The 16,243-nt window shown below is 35.3% G+C and carries 18 protein-coding genes; 11 read left to right on the forward strand and 7 right to left on the reverse strand.

The genetic code is table 11. The features are described 5' to 3' along the window. Positions 1-257 precede the first annotated feature (257 nt). Entirely contained in the window at positions 258-743 is a 486-nt protein-coding gene (locus AAU57_RS14595) for a ParA family protein (RefSeq protein ID WP_055413798.1), read from the forward strand. 1,056 nt (positions 744-1,799) lie between these two features. After that, positions 1,800-2,051 carry a helix-turn-helix domain-containing protein gene (locus AAU57_RS14930; protein ID WP_082438679.1) on the forward strand — a complete coding sequence of 84 codons (252 nt, stop codon included), beginning with the start codon at positions 1,800-1,802 and terminating at the stop codon, positions 2,049-2,051. On the opposite strand, the gene AAU57_RS15365 is transcribed toward AAU57_RS14930, so the two are convergent. Further along, positions 1,999-2,253, reverse strand: a complete 255-nt coding sequence (locus tag AAU57_RS15365) for a hypothetical protein (RefSeq protein WP_055413799.1) — start codon at positions 2,251-2,253, stop codon at positions 1,999-2,001. The genes AAU57_RS14930 and AAU57_RS15365 overlap by 53 nt on opposite strands. Positions 2,254-2,452: 199 nt before the next feature. After that, on the reverse strand, positions 2,453-2,599 hold the full coding sequence (locus AAU57_RS15150; RefSeq protein ID WP_156340325.1) for a hypothetical protein: 147 nt from the start codon (positions 2,597-2,599) through the stop codon (positions 2,453-2,455). Positions 2,600-2,953: 354 nt separating this feature from the next. On the opposite strand from AAU57_RS15150, the gene mobV reads away from it, so the two are divergent. The 4 genes from mobV (at position 2,954) to AAU57_RS14620 (ending at position 5,272) form a co-directional block, all read left to right on the forward strand. Next, on the forward strand, positions 2,954-3,931 hold the full coding sequence (mobV, locus tag AAU57_RS14605) for a MobV family relaxase (protein ID WP_055413800.1): 978 nt from the start codon (positions 2,954-2,956) through the stop codon (positions 3,929-3,931). Then, complete coding sequence (locus AAU57_RS15155; protein ID WP_156340331.1) at positions 3,928-4,254, forward strand: hypothetical protein; 327 nt, start codon at positions 3,928-3,930, stop codon at positions 4,252-4,254. Before mobV ends, AAU57_RS15155 begins: the two co-directional genes overlap by 4 nt. After that, positions 4,247-4,591 carry a hypothetical protein gene (locus tag AAU57_RS14615; protein WP_055413802.1) on the forward strand — a complete coding sequence of 115 codons (345 nt, stop codon included), beginning with the start codon at positions 4,247-4,249 and terminating at the stop codon, positions 4,589-4,591. The genes AAU57_RS15155 and AAU57_RS14615 overlap by 8 nt, the downstream gene beginning before the upstream one ends. Before the next feature lie 414 nt (positions 4,592-5,005). After that, complete coding sequence (locus AAU57_RS14620; protein ID WP_055413803.1) at positions 5,006-5,272, forward strand: hypothetical protein; 267 nt, start codon at positions 5,006-5,008, stop codon at positions 5,270-5,272. A 24-nt stretch (positions 5,273-5,296) separates the two neighbouring features. On the opposite strand, the gene AAU57_RS14625 is transcribed toward AAU57_RS14620, so the two are convergent. After that, positions 5,297-5,578 (reverse strand): hypothetical protein, encoded by a 282-nt coding sequence (locus AAU57_RS14625; protein WP_156340334.1) that lies wholly within the window; start codon positions 5,576-5,578, stop codon positions 5,297-5,299. Between the two features lie 144 nt (positions 5,579-5,722). On the opposite strand from AAU57_RS14625, the gene AAU57_RS14630 reads away from it, so the two are divergent. Beyond that, positions 5,723-6,019 carry a hypothetical protein gene (locus tag AAU57_RS14630; RefSeq protein ID WP_055413805.1) on the forward strand — a complete coding sequence of 99 codons (297 nt, stop codon included), beginning with the start codon at positions 5,723-5,725 and terminating at the stop codon, positions 6,017-6,019. Between the two features lie 80 nt (positions 6,020-6,099). Here the strand turns inward: AAU57_RS14630 and AAU57_RS14635 are convergent, their stop codons facing one another. From AAU57_RS14635 to AAU57_RS14645, 3 genes are all read right to left on the reverse strand, one after another. Next, complete coding sequence (locus tag AAU57_RS14635; RefSeq protein ID WP_055413806.1) at positions 6,100-8,718, reverse strand: TonB-dependent receptor; 2,619 nt, start codon at positions 8,716-8,718, stop codon at positions 6,100-6,102. Beyond that, positions 8,711-9,511: a GLPGLI family protein gene (locus tag AAU57_RS14640; RefSeq protein ID WP_082438680.1), complete on the reverse strand. Its 801-nt coding sequence runs from the start codon at positions 9,509-9,511 to the stop codon at positions 8,711-8,713. Before AAU57_RS14640 ends, AAU57_RS14635 begins: the two co-directional genes overlap by 8 nt. 347 nt (positions 9,512-9,858) lie before the next feature. Then, positions 9,859-10,116: a hypothetical protein gene (locus AAU57_RS14645; RefSeq protein ID WP_055413808.1), complete on the reverse strand. Its 258-nt coding sequence runs from the start codon at positions 10,114-10,116 to the stop codon at positions 9,859-9,861. Positions 10,117-10,766: 650 nt separating this feature from the next. Between AAU57_RS14645 and AAU57_RS15160 the strand changes: the two genes are divergently transcribed. The 4 genes from AAU57_RS15160 to AAU57_RS14665 all read left to right on the forward strand — a co-directional run bounded on the left by AAU57_RS15160 (position 10,767) and on the right by AAU57_RS14665 (position 15,196). Further along, a complete protein-coding gene (locus AAU57_RS15160; protein ID WP_156340336.1) occupies positions 10,767-11,000 on the forward strand; it encodes a hypothetical protein in 234 nt (77 codons plus the stop codon). Beyond that, a complete protein-coding gene (locus AAU57_RS14655) occupies positions 11,000-11,782 on the forward strand; it encodes a GLPGLI family protein (RefSeq protein WP_082438681.1) in 783 nt (260 codons plus the stop codon). Before AAU57_RS15160 ends, AAU57_RS14655 begins: the two co-directional genes overlap by 1 nt. Positions 11,783-11,840: 58 nt before the next feature. Next, entirely contained in the window at positions 11,841-14,276 is a 2,436-nt protein-coding gene (locus AAU57_RS14660) for a hypothetical protein (RefSeq protein WP_055413811.1), read from the forward strand. An 83-nt stretch (positions 14,277-14,359) separates the two neighbouring features. Further along, positions 14,360-15,196 carry a nucleotidyl transferase AbiEii/AbiGii toxin family protein gene (locus AAU57_RS14665; protein ID WP_055413812.1) on the forward strand — a complete coding sequence of 279 codons (837 nt, stop codon included), beginning with the start codon at positions 14,360-14,362 and terminating at the stop codon, positions 15,194-15,196. On the opposite strand, the gene AAU57_RS14670 is transcribed toward AAU57_RS14665, so the two are convergent. Next, complete coding sequence (locus AAU57_RS14670) at positions 15,183-16,076, reverse strand: hypothetical protein (RefSeq protein ID WP_156340339.1); 894 nt, start codon at positions 16,074-16,076, stop codon at positions 15,183-15,185. The genes AAU57_RS14665 and AAU57_RS14670 overlap by 14 nt on opposite strands. Between the last annotated feature and the right edge of the window lie 167 nt (positions 16,077-16,243).

A 16,243-nucleotide genomic window follows, 5' to 3' on the forward strand; every position in this document is an offset into this window, starting at 1 on the left:
TTGTTTTGCATTGAACCGCTCAAAATTATGGATACGGTGGTTCTATTTTCTGTAGAGAGCTTTCTTAGCGGAATCACGTTTCCCTTTTTTATTATATAAACTCAAAAAGGATGGTGCTGCAATCAATCATGGTAAACTATCGGCTAACAAGATTCCGCAATCCTTTAAATGTTTGAAACTTTAAACCTTTTAAAATATATAATTATAATAACTTTAATATATTTATATTTGTAACATTTAATATGTTAAAGTTTTGTATGAAAATAACCGTATATAATGCAAAAGGAGGGGCTGGGAAAACCCCTATTGCCGCCAACATTGCTCTCGATCATGACTACGCCATTGGCACTAATGAGGCATACCACGTCTATGATAGTTTTATAATCGATGAGAGGTTATTAGCCTTAGATCTCTCCGAGTCATTCCCTATGATACCTGATGATATAGATATTGTATTCGATTTAGCTGGGACCATATCGGATAGTTCACACAGCATAACTTCTGCAATTATCCAATCTGACCTTATTATAGTACCCATCTATAATGAGGTGAAATCTTTAGCAGGAGGAATAGGAACACTAAATGAAATCAGCAATATTCCGGAATTCAAAGGAAAGGTTTTGGTTGTTGCAACAAAACTTTCCAAAGAAAGGAAGGAGCATTTTAAAAAGGGAGAGTGGCATAAATCAAATGATTATAAAAATGTATTAGCCGCCGGTTCGAAATTCTGGGTTCGACTATAATGTTCTTCCACTCAAATTTTCTAAAAGCTTTTGATGCCATATTTGAAAAGGAGATGTCGGTTGCACAGATGTGTCAAGCTGACCCACTTACGAGATATAGCCATCGTGAAGTACAGACCCAATTCAACAAAATCTACGAATTCATAAAAACAGGACAAGATGCCAAGTAAAAACGATCTATCATCACTAAAGAAACCTAAAAAGGAAAACATACTTCCCAAACCGAAAAAGGAACCTGCTCTTAAAAAATCCAGGAAAGTTAAAGGGGTTCTATATCTCGGACTCTGTACGTGAGAAATTTGAGCAACTGGTATTGGTCGAGAAGCAAAGATCAGGCAAGAATTCACCTGAACTCGTAGAGGAGGCACTCAATCTATTGTTCGATAAATATAACTTTAAAGGTTTAAACATCTAAACCTTTAATTATTTAAATATTTATTTGGATTATTAGAGCAACGTTTTGTTTTAAATTTTGAAAACCACTTAAATTCGCTATGTGGGCGTAATTTTTTTTAATTTTTTGTGGAACATGGATCTCCAGCAAAAAATAAAATGGTGTGAGGTATTCAATTCCTGTAGCATATTTATCTAAGGGTTACCAAATTATTTACCTGAGAATGTTTTTGAGATAACATCACAATTTCCTTGGCCAGAATAAACTCATAAACGGATTTAAAGAATATACCTCACATTCAGGGCAAATGTGGCCATTTTTACTTGCCAACAACGCAACTATTTTATAATATTCATCCCTATTGCTTACAAACCAATCCCTATTCCTTAAACAATCGTTACATTTTCCCTCTATTTTATATGACCCAACGTGTTTCAACTGTTCTAAAAATTTTTATGTTGTGCTCTTTATCGCTACCAAATAACTCTTCAATAGAATATTTAAATTTCCCAGATTCTATGATCCAGTAATCTCTACTCAGACTCTTTAATTCTTTTGAGATCTTTTTGTTTTCAACTTCGTAATACATGGAAATATTTTAAGGTTAGTGCAGTGTTTTAAGGTTACAAATATACTGTGTGTTCTTTAGACCTTGGTCATGAATGCAATTAACCGAAAAACAGATAAGGGAGATCAAGATAAAATCACCACTCATGGTCGGTGAGCTGCTAAAAAGGTTGCGTAAAAGCAAGAATCTTACCCAAATTGAACTAGGGTCGTTGGTCCTTATGGATCGTCAGTATATTTATAAACTGGAATCTGGCAGAGTAGCACCAAATATTTCCACATTGGTAATTCTGGTTACCGCCATGGATAGTGACCTGAGAGACTTGTTCGATTTATCAAAACCTTAGTTTTGATACATGGAGCGCTCCAAAAGTCTTGTTCAGAATCATATTTTATTCTTTGCCTAGCTGTCGATTCAAGTCTTACATGCGGTTTTTCATCGAGATCTCTTTTAGCCACTTCTATCATATTTTTAACAAAATCAGCTAGTTTTTCGTATTGGTTCTCGATATCAAAACATTTTTTAAAATCATTAATAAGAAAAGTCATAGATTTTAAGCTGTTCGAAAAACTCTACAAACCTCTTTAATACGCAATTGATGAAAAGACAGGTAAAAGTCATCTATTGCCGGGCCGCGAGAATCCAAGTTTCGACCAATTTTAAGCCGCTCTGCAGGCTTAAAGGAAAGAAATGTGTTCTTCTAGGTCGTGGATTTTAACCGCTCTTAAAACCGCTTAAATCGATTATTCACTTGTCTTTCTTTCGGCCATTGAGAAATTGGTCCGTGAATCCATCGTCTGGAGAACCGTAAGGCCAGAACAGATTGGCAAAATCGAGAATGTAGATCCTACAGATCCGATACCATCTAGGTAGATCCCTCAATTTTTTCTTCATACCCAAATGTAGCGGAATGGGAAAAAGAAGAAAAAGGGTGAAGGGGAAAAGGTAGGTATGGGGAAAATAGGAAAAGGGAGAAAAGCGAGGAGAGTGGAAAAGGAAAAGTAGGAGAGTGGAGAGAGAAGTGAAAAGGAAAAAAGTAGGGGGAGATGAAAGGGAAAAGGAGGTGCATGAGAAGAGAGGGAGAAGGAAGAAAAGTGGGTGGTGTGGAAGGAAAAAAAGTGGGGAAAAGGTAGGGTGGTGATTATTGCTCTTATCGATTAAGTATTTCCTATAAGACTTTGCACAAAGTCAATAGGCTCTGCGAGGCTTTTTTTTCTATATTTGGAAAACAGAACAATCGGAATAGCTATGGGTAATTTTGCGGTAATGGTAGTGTCAAAAGGAAAGGGATCTGGTGCCGGAGTAGGTGGCCATATTGACCGTGAAGAAAAATGGAAGCATACCTACAAACATGCTGATCCGACCAAAACCCATTTGAACAGATCCTACCCAGTTCCCAATAAATTTCATGATGTTCCGGTGCCCATCGCCATCAATCGAGTGATTCAGAAAGGCTACAAGAAGACCAGGAAAAACTCCAATGAATTAGCCCCGATTCGTAAAGATGCAGTTCGACTGATCAAGCACATATTCACGGGTAGCCACGAGGAAATGATGAAGCTGGCTGCAGATGAGGATAAGTTTTTCGAGTGGCAAAAGGCATGCTCAAACTTCCTTCAGAGAGAGTACGGAAAAGACAATATCGTTCGATTTGTACTCCACATGGATGAGAAGACACCACATATCCACGCCATAACTGTACCGCTTACTGAAGATGGACGACTGTCAGCAAAAGAGATCATAGGCAATAAAGAGGTGCTGCGTGAGCGCCTGGACAGGTACGCAGAGATAGTGAAACCTTTTGGTCTCGAGCGAGGGCTCCGATATAGCGGTACCACTCATGAGACTCAACAAGCCTACAATGCCAGGCTTGAAAGAGCCAATGAAATGGCCATGAAAAAGGAAGTTCCAGATCCTTCAAAAATGGATATGCGCTTGAAGCCAGAAAAGGTCAAGGAAGATTTTCAGAAGATCATAAGAGACCAGCAGATGCTGATCAACATGGCTCAGCGATCCGAAGAGGAACGCAAGAAATCCAAGGAAAGAATGGACCAACATCTAGATCAAGCGAGAAAATTGATGTTTAGTGCCCAGAAAGAAGCGAAGGATTACAAGCAGCTGCAGATAGCAATGAGAAACCCAAAGTTTTTGGAAACTCAGCTTAATGCAGTCCTAGAACAACGAAACCAAAGAAATCAAGGAAGAAATAAAGGGAAAAACCTATGAAACTAGCCATTGACATAGTCCACGAGATAGCAGAATTCTACTGGACATCCATTGAAATTGAAATATTCGATTGCCACTCGTCTAAAGAGCTCGAGGAATATATTTTGTCCGAACTAGAGATGATCTATGATGAAGATATCGACATTGAATCACTTGAGGAATTAACGCTCCAGGCATCGATGAAATTCATATCCAACGAAGATCCGGATTGGCTACTTGAAGCAGTCATTCGTACCCAACAGCTTGACTTCTTGTACGAGCTCCGTCGTACCATTTACGATCTGAATATTGTCTTTTCTGAAAAGGATCGTGAAGATGATTAGCGAATTTTATATTAATACATGTTGGTATATAGGTATAGCGTCTAAAACCTTAGCTTTAATAGGTCTAGCACTAGATATGTATGGGGTTTATCGATTGTTCCACTTTGAACCCGAACCTCTTGAAAAACCTAATGAGAGTATATTCAACGCAACTATTCCTGGTTGGTCTGAAGAAGAAAAAAACCAATACAGAATCAAAGAATTACTCAAAAAGATAGATACTGTAATGTCAGACACAAAAGCGCTTAAAACAAGAAGTGTACTTTTCAAAAGGATAATAATAATTGGATTTTTTCTACAAGCAATGGCTATTGGATTGACTTATATCTGTACTTAAACCCAGCGGATAACAAATCCTATCTAGATACATATTCATTCTAAGACATCTCAAACACCCTGGTTCTTCAAAAGAACTAGGGTGTTTTTTTTTCTGGTATCATCTTAAAATTTAATGGTTTTGGAGAAACCTAGAATGTGGGAGTATTTTTGCGAAAATCCAAAAAAAACAGATCCAACCCTCTTCCCGTTAATAGCCAGAATGGGCTGTACTTTTTAAAATCTGGATTCTTACCTACAATTGTTTTTCTGGCAGATTACCACTGTAGAGCACTTTAAATTTTTAATTAAAGTAGATTGCTCGAAAACCGCACTATTGCTAGTGTAGATCAATAATGAAGAAATACAATTCTAATAAATAAAAATAAAATCTGGCTTTTATCTCCAACCATACATACTTATATAAACGTGAACTATGAAAAACTTAAACCCCAAAACCACTGTATTTAACATCGTCGGAATCATCCTAAGTGCAATAGTGAAGATCAACGATCTTGGTTGGATTTGGACCTGCATCGTTGCAGCTTATCTAATCATTGTACAAATCAGACCACATGTCAGATGGAAGAAGATAGAAAAAAGAAAGAACCGGATTGATATTACCGCTGGCACTGGTAGACCCAAAAAACACCTCACAACTTGGCATAAGACTCGTATGCAACTAAAAAGTAATGATTCATAAAAGCTAAATCATCAAACTTAAAACCTAATTTATTTGATGTAATCTTTTTACTTTATCCATTACTTTATCCATAGATCTAAGTATCTCTTCATTAGAAAATAACTTATTCGTACTAGGATCGTTAATAAAGGTTTTTTCCATACTCTTATATGTATTCGAAATAGCACTGAGAATAGCTAATCCAACAATTTCACCATTTGACTTAGCTCTTTCAGGCAAAAGGGACTTAGCATATTTGATTCTCTGTTGAAAATTCTGTTCAAGCATATTTTCAAAAACTCTTGTATCATGTGAACTTGCACTCATATATAATTAATTTCGTTGGATATGATGCCTAAATTGCATGATATCAGATTTGGTTAGGTAATTGATAAAAATAATAGAGGAAATACTTTACCTACACATGATAACTTATCTTGTTGAAATAATCCCCTATTCCTTAAACGAACGATGAAGTTAACACATATACAAAAAGAGTTTGCAGAAGAAGTATGTAAATTGATAACTGAAAAGTATTCAATGAAAGGAATATCTTGGAGATTTTATATTGTTTCTGAAGGGATAGCTTTTGTTCCATATCAATATCCTCAAGGAGCTTTTGAGCCATTAGATCTAGAGCCTTTAAAAGGTAATAAGGTTTACTATGGATTAGAAGAATTGCAAAAAACCACAGAAGAGTTAGCTTGGAAAGTCGCAAAAGACAACAAAAACAAACCCTACAAGACATTTGCCATAATGATCACATGACAATTCAAGCGCATAACAATTTGCAGGAGCATGTTTAGTTTTCAGATAATAAGATTACAACTATTTCACTTGTTAGATTGTCAATACCTGAATTTTATGTTCAGTAATAGGTATGAGGGTAAAATATCAAAACTTGAAATCCGCTTCTGAAAACTTGAAATCTGCACATCGTCAAACTCATTTAGATCACTCAAATTTCGCCCTTTGATGGTGTAAGAAAAACTACCCTTTTTTGGTGTATAGTTTATATCTCCGTTCAGGAATAAAAAATTATCTTCATTGATATAGTAGTGCGTAGCATTCAATTTTAGATTCAACAATTTTTTCAAATTGTAGATTAAATCAATAGAAGATTCCACGTAGTTATTTTTGAATATCTGATCGTTAAAGTCTGACCTTGTAAAATTGTATTCAGAATAGAACTTAAAGTTGATCGGGATTTTAAAGTAGGTAGTTCCCTGAATACGATAATTTGAAGTTAAGCTTTGAATATCTTCAAAATTACCATTAACCGCGATGCTATTCCTGCTTATAGATTGTTGTGTACCTAGTTTAATAGAGATGGGTAGTATGTCCAAGTACCTCGTGAAATTGAAGTCAAATAATAAAGAGCTGTTACCATCCAGTAATACATCTTGAAAAATACTTACCCGTTCACTTACATCACTCTCTATACCATAAGATCTATCTGAGACACGGTACAATACGCTTGAATTAATTAGGAAAAGCTTTTCATAATCTCTTAGGTAATATCTTAAGCTGAAATTGTGGCTATTTATACTTTCTATATTTTGAAACCCTCTTCGAATAGTCCTATAATTTTCGAATAGATAACCATCATTGAGCCGGTCTGATTGAGGAAGGTCATTGTTATACGAATAATTCAAACCAAAAGTTCCGAATGCATTTTTTTTATAGGTTAGACCTACATTAGGATTAAAAAATAAAAAGGTTCTACGTTCACCTTTGAGCTTAGTAGTTGTTGGAGCTATGGATATTGAAGAGTTTATTTTTAAAAACCTGTTCAAATTATGAGCGTATTGAAGTTCGCCTTTAAATAGGACTTTTTGATAGCCAGTTCTAGTAGTAAGTGTATCTGACACAAACCCATTATTGAGTAAAATATCTCCATCCAGATCATAATGTTCGTAATCAGCATCTAATTTTAGACCTAAATTAGAGTTCGACCATTTATTAATGAATTCTGTGGATGCGCCAGCATATAACATGGGCTGACTAAGGGATTGAGTTACAATATTAGAAGACTCATCGTTTCCTGGGATAAAGCTGTAGATATTAGGGGCTATTTTATATTCATCTCGCAAGGAATTGTAACCTAGATACGAGTTTACGTTGAGCAATAACCCATCAGAGATTTTTTTAGTAACAGTAAGGTTATTTACGAACCTTTGTCTTTCCAAATCCTGATTTTGATTAATTGTTTCACCATTAAAATCTAACAACACATCTCGATTGGTAGGAAGTGTCTGATAGGTAAATTCATACTGATAATATGTTTGGTTATCAGTCAAGTATTTTAATTCCAAATCAGTACCAATTATAACATCTCTCGATTCAAAATCATTGTTTTCAGTATATTCAATGATATCATCAGATGTATAAAGTTCAGTTCTACTATTATTTGATTTATTGATTCTATCACTTGAATAATAGGTCAAGCTTCTTAATTTAACATTAGACCCTAAACTTTTATTGACGCCAAAAGAGTTCAGCAATGAATTATTGAAAACATCTTCATTATAACTAAACTTAGAAGAAGTTAGATTATCAATGTTAAGTATAGGGTCACTGAATCTGCTGACGTGCCCATCTGAACCCAACTGTTGCTCTGAATTGACCTGTGATCCTGCCAATTCGCTGATATTATTGAGTTTTGTTAGATTGAAAAGCTTGATATCTTTTCTTAAAAGACCAACTGTATTGGATATTTCGTACCGTTCATTAGTTCCCAACCCCAAATTAGCATTACCAAACCAAACATTAAGTTGGTCTTCCTTTAGCTTAAGATTTATCGCGACTTTTTCTGAATCTTGAAACGATTTTAGAATAGGATTATCCTCGAAATTATTAAGGATTTCAACCTCAGATATGGTATTTGAATTTAAGTTTTTGGAAAGCAACTTATATCTATCCGCAAAAATGTCGTCTCCCTCTACTAAAAGCTTGTCAATAGATTTTCCATTCACCTTAATATTTCCATTATCACTTACTTCAACACCAGGTATATTTTTAAGTAAGTCTTCTACAACCTGTTCACTACCATCCGTGAATGCTGCTGCTTTAAAAGTAATTGTGTCTGTATTTATTTTTATTTTTTGCCAAGGTTCCAAGACGATCTGGTCCAAACTTTCTACACGTGTCCGTAGCTTAACAGGTATCTTATAAACTGTTATTCCATTTTTCAAAACTACATCGCTAGTAAATTCGCCATATCCCAAAGCATTTACACGTAACTCCAAAGTGTCGGTAAACCTTACACCTTGAATATCGAGTTCAAAATAACCTAGATTACTACTGGATTTATAATTGAGATATTTACCACCCTTGTATATAACTGCGCTAGCATTTTCTATAGGAGTGTTAGTTGAATCTATAACGGTACCCTGAACGGTTATCCCTTGTGAAAGAACCTGTATTGATATTAGAAGAAATGTAAGAAAATAATAGATCTTACTCATCAAAAGACTCTAAATTGAATTTAAGCATAGGAGCAAATTGTCTTGATGAATTAGCATTTGGAGACTGTTCTGAGAGCATCATTCCTACCTTTTGTTTTCTTATATGAACAGCTTTCAAGCCTTTAGCATATTCTAAAGAAGAAATCCACTCACTTTTTTTATCAGAAAGAAACGGTTTCGTAATGAATAATTCATTTTTGCTGGGGTATTCTATAGACTTGAAATAGAAAAATATTTCTTTATTAGTATCGTATGCTTCTAGTATTATTCCAGGAAGACCGTTGAGTTTCCAAGGACCATAAGGTAATGGTATCTCAAAAGTAAACCACGCCGTATAATCGCGACCATTGAAAGAAGCCTCGGCCTTGGTACAGCTTAATCCTCCTATAACTTTGGTTTCTTCTTTTATATCCCAGGCTATGGATGGGATGGAGTCCTTTACGTAGAAATCATGTAAATCTTTTGCAAGCATCATATTTTCTTCTCTGATCAAGTTGTAGATATAGCCTTTTGGAGATGTTTTCATTTGGATCAAAAACACCGCCTTATCACTTTTTCTAAATGTTTTCATTTCCCTTATGTGTTTTCCTTCAAGAGAATCACTAGCAAAAAGGTAGGATGACTCTTTGGAGTTAAATACGAGGTTAGCATTGTAGTCAATTCCTATTGGAGCTCCCATACCAAAACTTTCCTTATGACCATAATTGACCACTCCCATACTATTTTGCTGAGCTTCAACTAAAAAAGCAGTTAAAACACAGAGTAAAATTGCGAGGGTCTTAGTATTTATCATTGATAATTCTATGTATTAATTCAGAATCGTAAAGTCACTGAAATATAATGGAAAAACGCTTATCAACTATAATTTTAGTTGAATAGACTACTCTAATCTTCTAATATTGGTAATCCTTAAAATTTATTTTGCCTTTGGGATTCACTACCTTAAAGGAGCTTAATTCAGTTCTACTTGACATAAGACTGCTTACGTTGCATCATAGATCTTTGGTTATGAAGCAGTTATTTGTTTTGGGTAGTAGTATGTCGGGCAAAAACATTGGAATCTTCAGGATCTGGCCACTTTCGTTGAGGATCCCTCAGAATTTTAAGAGCCAAAAACACCGCGTTTCTTTCCTTTAAGGCCTACTCCTCAAGGTCATTCCAATTACGCACTCTATTGCTTTCTTCCTCGGTCAAATCTCTGACGTAAATAAAGCGCACACCCTTTCCAAAGCGCACCAAGTGTCCTAATTCTGTCACATAAAAATCCTGTTCAATGTCTTCATCAGCCCTGTGAAGTTCGCTGCCGTCCACAATCGCATCAGCCGTTATAAATGCATCATCCTGGAATATTGCCAGTCGCTCGTTACCGTCAACACTCAGTCTTACTAATTCTCCCATAATCGTTTAATAATAAATAGTTCGTTTTTTAGAAAAGCACCAAAAATCGGAATTATTTATTCTTTTCCTTTAAGGTCTGACGAAGTCATCGTCATCAAACCCCTTTTCTTTTGCCTCGATGTAGTTTCTCTCCCGGAACCCCTCGAGAAAAGTCTGCATCTGCATACGCATGGACTCAGTGCTACTCGTATGATAGTCCACTTGCTTTCGAATATTGTAATTTATTAAAGGATTATTTTTTACAATTATTCACATGATTGAAAATAAAACACTTAAATTAGCTTTGAACCAATAATATTTATAATATGAAAACAATTTTATTAACGATTACGTGTGTCGCACTATTCTGTAGCTTTACTTCCGTAAATTCGGTAGAAAGTATTGCGGTAGAACCTAACCAAGTTGAATCATTTGGTCCCACTGAGTGCTGTGATAAAACTGTAACTAAGGGGGAGCCAGGCACTGATGGGTATACTACTGCAACGGCGACGAGTTGTAATAGCAGCACTTCAAGTTCGGATTGGAATAAGGATCGTGCCTGTGAAGAAGCCCAGAGTAGAGCAGAAAAGGTTGTCGCTGTTCTTTCTCCATTTTAATAATCAAAACAATTCCTCATGAAAATTTTATTTTTACTTTTTACAATTCCCCTCTTGTCGTTTACCAATATTGAGAACACATCAGTAAACAATGAAACCTTATTAGATGGAGGGTCAACTTGCTGTACAAGATCTGGTTCTGTTGGAGAGCCTGGTACAGATGGATACTACAGCTTTAGTTATACCAGTTGTGTTACGGGAACTGGTGATACACAAACTGCTGCATGTTTACAAGCTCAAAGTAACGTTGACTCTGCCAAGAGACAGCTGTCTGTTATAATGGGGTAATGATAAAACTTAGAATTATGGGCATAGCATATAAAGGAACAATCAAAATAATTTTGGTGGTTTTCGCTTTATTTAGCACCTTCAACGCTGTCAGCCAAAATAGCATCGAGGTGATTTATCTCGACATATTGAAGGACCCTAGTGCTGATGGAGGTGCTACTCATGCATTTAATTCAAAACTTTTGTCAAACGGAAAGCACAGCGCTTTTTTTCATAAGTCTATAGATACAATGTTGCTCGGAACTCAGTCAGGGGTGACTGAGTTTCCAGAGGGCACGAAATACCACTTGAGATATTTGAAAGATTTGGATAAAAATATAATCAAGTATAAAAAACGATCGGGAAAAACAATATCAAGCATAATAGATACCGTCAGCTTTGATTTTCAATTTGGAAAAAATAAGAAGACGATTCTTGGTTATGAATGTAAACAAGCGGTTATAAGCTGGAGAGGTCGTTATCTAGAACTTTACTATGCTCCTGAGCTAAATTATTCAGATGGGCCATTCAAATTCCTTGGTCTTCCTGGATTAATACTATTAGTGGAAGACCCTCAAGGTATGGTATCAATGAGAGCTAAGTCAATTAATAAAAATTATACTGGTAAAATACCTACAAGTCTTGAAAAGTTCCAAAACCCTATCAGTTATTCAGAATTCGTGAGGAAGTATGATAAATTTAGAGTCGATCTGGTTAATAAAATGGGAGCGGAAACCCCTGGAACTACATTTAGTTTACCTTATAAGGAGATTGAAATTATTCATCCCGACCATATCGAATAACATCCCTGTCATTCTTATTGTTCTTTTATCACAAACATCATTCTCCCAAAAAATAAGAGTGACAAATAACTTTGAAGAACCTATTGCAGATGCTAAAATCATTGTTGAAAACGATTCTAAAGGCTTATTAGCCATACTGACTACTGACTCTAGTGGCGAGTCTTTTCTTGATGTTGAGGGTTCTGAGCTCATGTTTTTAGTAAGCCACCCTGCTTACAATAGTGAGAGGATTGAGTTTTCAAAAAGGGGCCAACAAGAAATTATAGAAATTAAGTTGTCCTATAAAAAGGAGATTCTCGATCAAGTTGTTTTAACAGCAAAAAAAAGTATTACAAAAAGTGGAGACACTACGATTATTCAAATTCCCTATTTCAAAAATAGCAATGACAGACGCTTTAGTGAGGTCTTGAAGCGAATACCCGGTCTTGAAGTGACTAAGCAGAATGAGATAAAGTTTAAAGGGCGAACAATAACAGATATTTTAATCAACGGGCAAAAATTATTTGACGCGGATTATAATTCTGCTGTAGATATTATGAACCCTAAAGACATGGTTCAGATTAAGATCATCGAAAACTACAACGATAATGAAGGATTTACTTCACAAAAGAAAACCAATGATATTGCTCTTGATGTTGATTACAATTCTGACGTTGTTTTCTCGGGGAGTGCTGGTTTAAACAAGGGAATAAGTCAAGAATATTCGCTAAGCACAAGTAACTTAGCGGTTACCAAGGGTATAACTAATTTTATCATTGCTGAAACTCAGAATCTTGGCAAATCTTCACTTACCAACAGAGCATTTACTCTCAAAACAAAAAAGAGCACCTCATTGGAAAATCAATATAGGATGCCAGAAGTTAATGCATTAACGGTACCATTATCTGAAGATGTCGGTGCTTTCAATGAATCCTATATTTTAGACGATAACATACGCATCAAAATCGATAAAGAGAATGAGATCTTAATTAAGGTTAAGAATTATTGGGAATACCTATCAAGAAATGATCTGCAGACCACATCATTTTTTGGAGACGGAAATGAAGAGACACGTATAACAAGGCAACAACAAGGACTATACTCTAAATTAAACGAAATAGACATTCAGTATAGCATAACAAATAAAAAGGACTTCTTGTCCACAGATATATACGCATCAGATTTTGATTATAGCTTAAATAACGATATTACAATAAATGAAAATCAGGGCATTTTTAAGTCAGACAGAGATAAGAGCATTCTATCTATGGAAGCCATTTACCAGCGCCAGTGGTCAGAAGCAAACGTAACTACAATTGAAGCTTCAGGCACATTATCTAATGGAGAGATTGGGTCTTTATCTGATGGAGATGGCACTTTGGGTTTTGATCAAAAAACGGGTTTTTCTAGTAATTTTCTGAATTTTAAAATAAGTCAACCCATTGTTAAAGATACCAGCTTCAAACTTGAATTAATCGGATCACATGATTCTGGTGTGTACGAAGCTACCGTATCAGACGAAAGACAGACAGAATCTGTAGCGAGGTCAGAAGTATCATCTTTTATTCGTTATGACCTTGGCCCTGTTAAACTCTCTTCAAGTGTTGGACTGAATTATTTTGATTCCAAGCTAGGAAGTAGTCAAAACAGCGATGCTCTGATCAATGGAAGCTTGACTGTTGATTATGTCAAATCTAATTTATTCCACAAATTGACAGGCTATCTAAATAGTTCATGGATTAATAACCAATTCAAAAATCCCTTAGCAATCAGAATTGACCCAACATCTCAATTCTTAAACAATCAAATAAATGAACCTTTTACGTCAAGCAATATTTCTTATTCATTAACCTTGCAATCTATTTTACATAGTTACTCTCTACAAGCAGGTTATTCATACAATAATAAAACGCTCGTCAACTTATTCTTGTTTGAACCTAATTTGTCAACAAATCAAACTATAATTTCAAATCAAGGAAATAGTTCTCTTTCAGCCACACTAACTACTAACAACTATTTACGTTTATTTAAAATAAATACGATTTTCAACAGCTTCATTTCTTTAAACAAAAGCTTGTTTGCTGTTTCTCCTAATGCGATTCAAGAGGTTGACAATTTAACTTATTTCAATAGTCTCACTATTAAAAAGCGTATTAGCAACAAGTTTTTTGCACGCGTTGAAATGAACGCGACATACAATAGAGTTCAATTAGAACAGTCTACTTTAGATAATTTCACATTCTCATCGGGGGCCTATTTTGACATTAACGTAAAGCATCTATCAGCTACCATTGAGGGGGTTTTGGAGAATTATGGTAATGATAACTTTGTGTTTATAAATATGTCTGCGGACTACTCTCCCTCTAACAGTAACTGGCAGTTTGGGATTTATGGAATCAATTTATTAGATATTAACTCAATAACAGACAGGAGTATCAGTCCACTAACTTCAACAAATTTTAGTACAGAAATTCCAGGAAGGAGGATGACTTTAGCTGCTAATTACTCATTTTGATAGATGGTTATAACTATTCTATACATATTTGAAATAAATGTGAAAAACTCTTTTAATTTTAGACATGGTAGTCCCTGAATCATATGCTAGATAAAATTAAAATGTTGACAATTCGCGCGTTAATGAATGACCGTAAGTTAATGTATGGTTTGGCATTAAAGGGGGGAAATGCCCTGCAGCTAGTCTATGATATCACCGACAGGGCATCGATGGATATAGATTATTCAATGAAGGGTGATTTTACCGAAGAAGAGTTTCTTAAGCTTCAGCTCAAGATCGAGGTTTTACTAAACGACGAGTTTAATAAAGAAGGTCTGATAGCATTTGATGCTATTTTTATTGAGAAACCTAAATCAAGTACCGTTTTGGAATGGAAAGGGTACAACCTGAAATTTAAAATAACGACTAATGACCTTTGGTTCGAGGATGATCTAGATAAAACCCGACGAAATGCCATAAAAATTGCTGGGCAAAGCACTAAATTTTCGGTAGACATTAGTAGTTATGAGTATATAGACAACGCTATAAAGGTAGAAAGAGAGGGTGTGGTAATGTTGGTGTATACTCCAGAAATGATAGTTATAGAAAAGTTACGTGCACTATGCCAATCAATCCCAGAATATAAAAACATTGTAGCTACTGCAAGTCCCAAAGGAAGAGCTCGTGATTTTTATGATATATGGAACATTCACGGTCAGCACGGGTTTGATATATCTGCTGAAAAAAATACCCAAATCATTAAAGAAGTATTCGCAGCAAAAAGAGTTCCCCTTGAATTTTTAAAGCTTATTCCTGAATACAAAGATCTCCAAAAGGAGAACTGGCCCAGTGTTGCGGATACGCTTTCCTCAGACGACAAAGGGTTTGATTTTTACTACGATTATACCTTAAGATTAATCAAACAGATCAAAATCCTCTAGGATAATATACTTGCCACTTTTCATCATATTCTAAGTTTGAAATATTATAAGTGATGTAAAACCTTACTCTTCTCTTCTTACTAAGAAAAATATTATATTCACATTTATCGTAACCAGCTTTGTCTAAAAAAAAACCAATGGATTGGTGATAGGGATAGATATAACCTAACCTAGTTAAATAGTCATTTAAAAGGCTCACATTTAAACTACCCTTGGCAGCCTCAAAAGCTTTGAGCACTTCAAAAACCCCCCCTGAATAGGCTGGGCGGACCACGATATCGATTAGAGTTCTTTCCAAGTCTGTATAACGTAAACCGTTCTCTTCTACGATTCCAATAATTTCATCGTTAAATTTTTTTTGAACAAGAAAGAATTTTGAATTTTCATTTATAGAAGTATAAACCTCGGATGTTATTCTTTGAACTTTAGAAAAGGCTTTATCTATTGATTCTTGACTTAAAAAAATTGTGTTTTCTTCGTGTGCCACATTTTCTATATACCCTTCACTTTTACCATAGCTCAAGTAGAAGGATTTAGAAATTTGTTCCGTCAATTGGTGTATACTCATGGCGCTATAATTACTTAAATAACCATGCTTTATTATTGTCTGTGCGATATCATAATTGCTCGCTCTTGGACGACATAGTATAGTCTTAACCTCACCAGTAACATTTCGACGTAGTTTCTTGACGGTTATAACATCCCACTCGACCAAAAAATCAATTAGGTTTTTGTGATTTCTGTACTTTGCTATTTTCCAGGTCTCTTTGTGAAAGTTGAAAATATCAAGGATATCATTTGTTGTATATGCACGTTGGTTAATTCGATTAAAATAAGCGATGATTTGAGATTTCGCCCGTTCGAAAGATTCTATTCGCATATTGACCATATAATACTGTCGTATACGACAGTATTATACGAATTTATGAAGAAAACAGCTTGGGCGCAATTTTTTTACGTTTTATTAACTATTAACGCACATATATTAAAACACATGCGCTTAACCCACAGGGAGGAGGATGGTATTTTCAGTTGAAGAGACATCAT

Origin of the sequence: Nonlabens sp. YIK11 (genome assembly GCF_001413925.1) — a bacterium.
Taxonomy (GTDB): Bacteria; Bacteroidota; Bacteroidia; order Flavobacteriales; family Flavobacteriaceae; genus Nonlabens.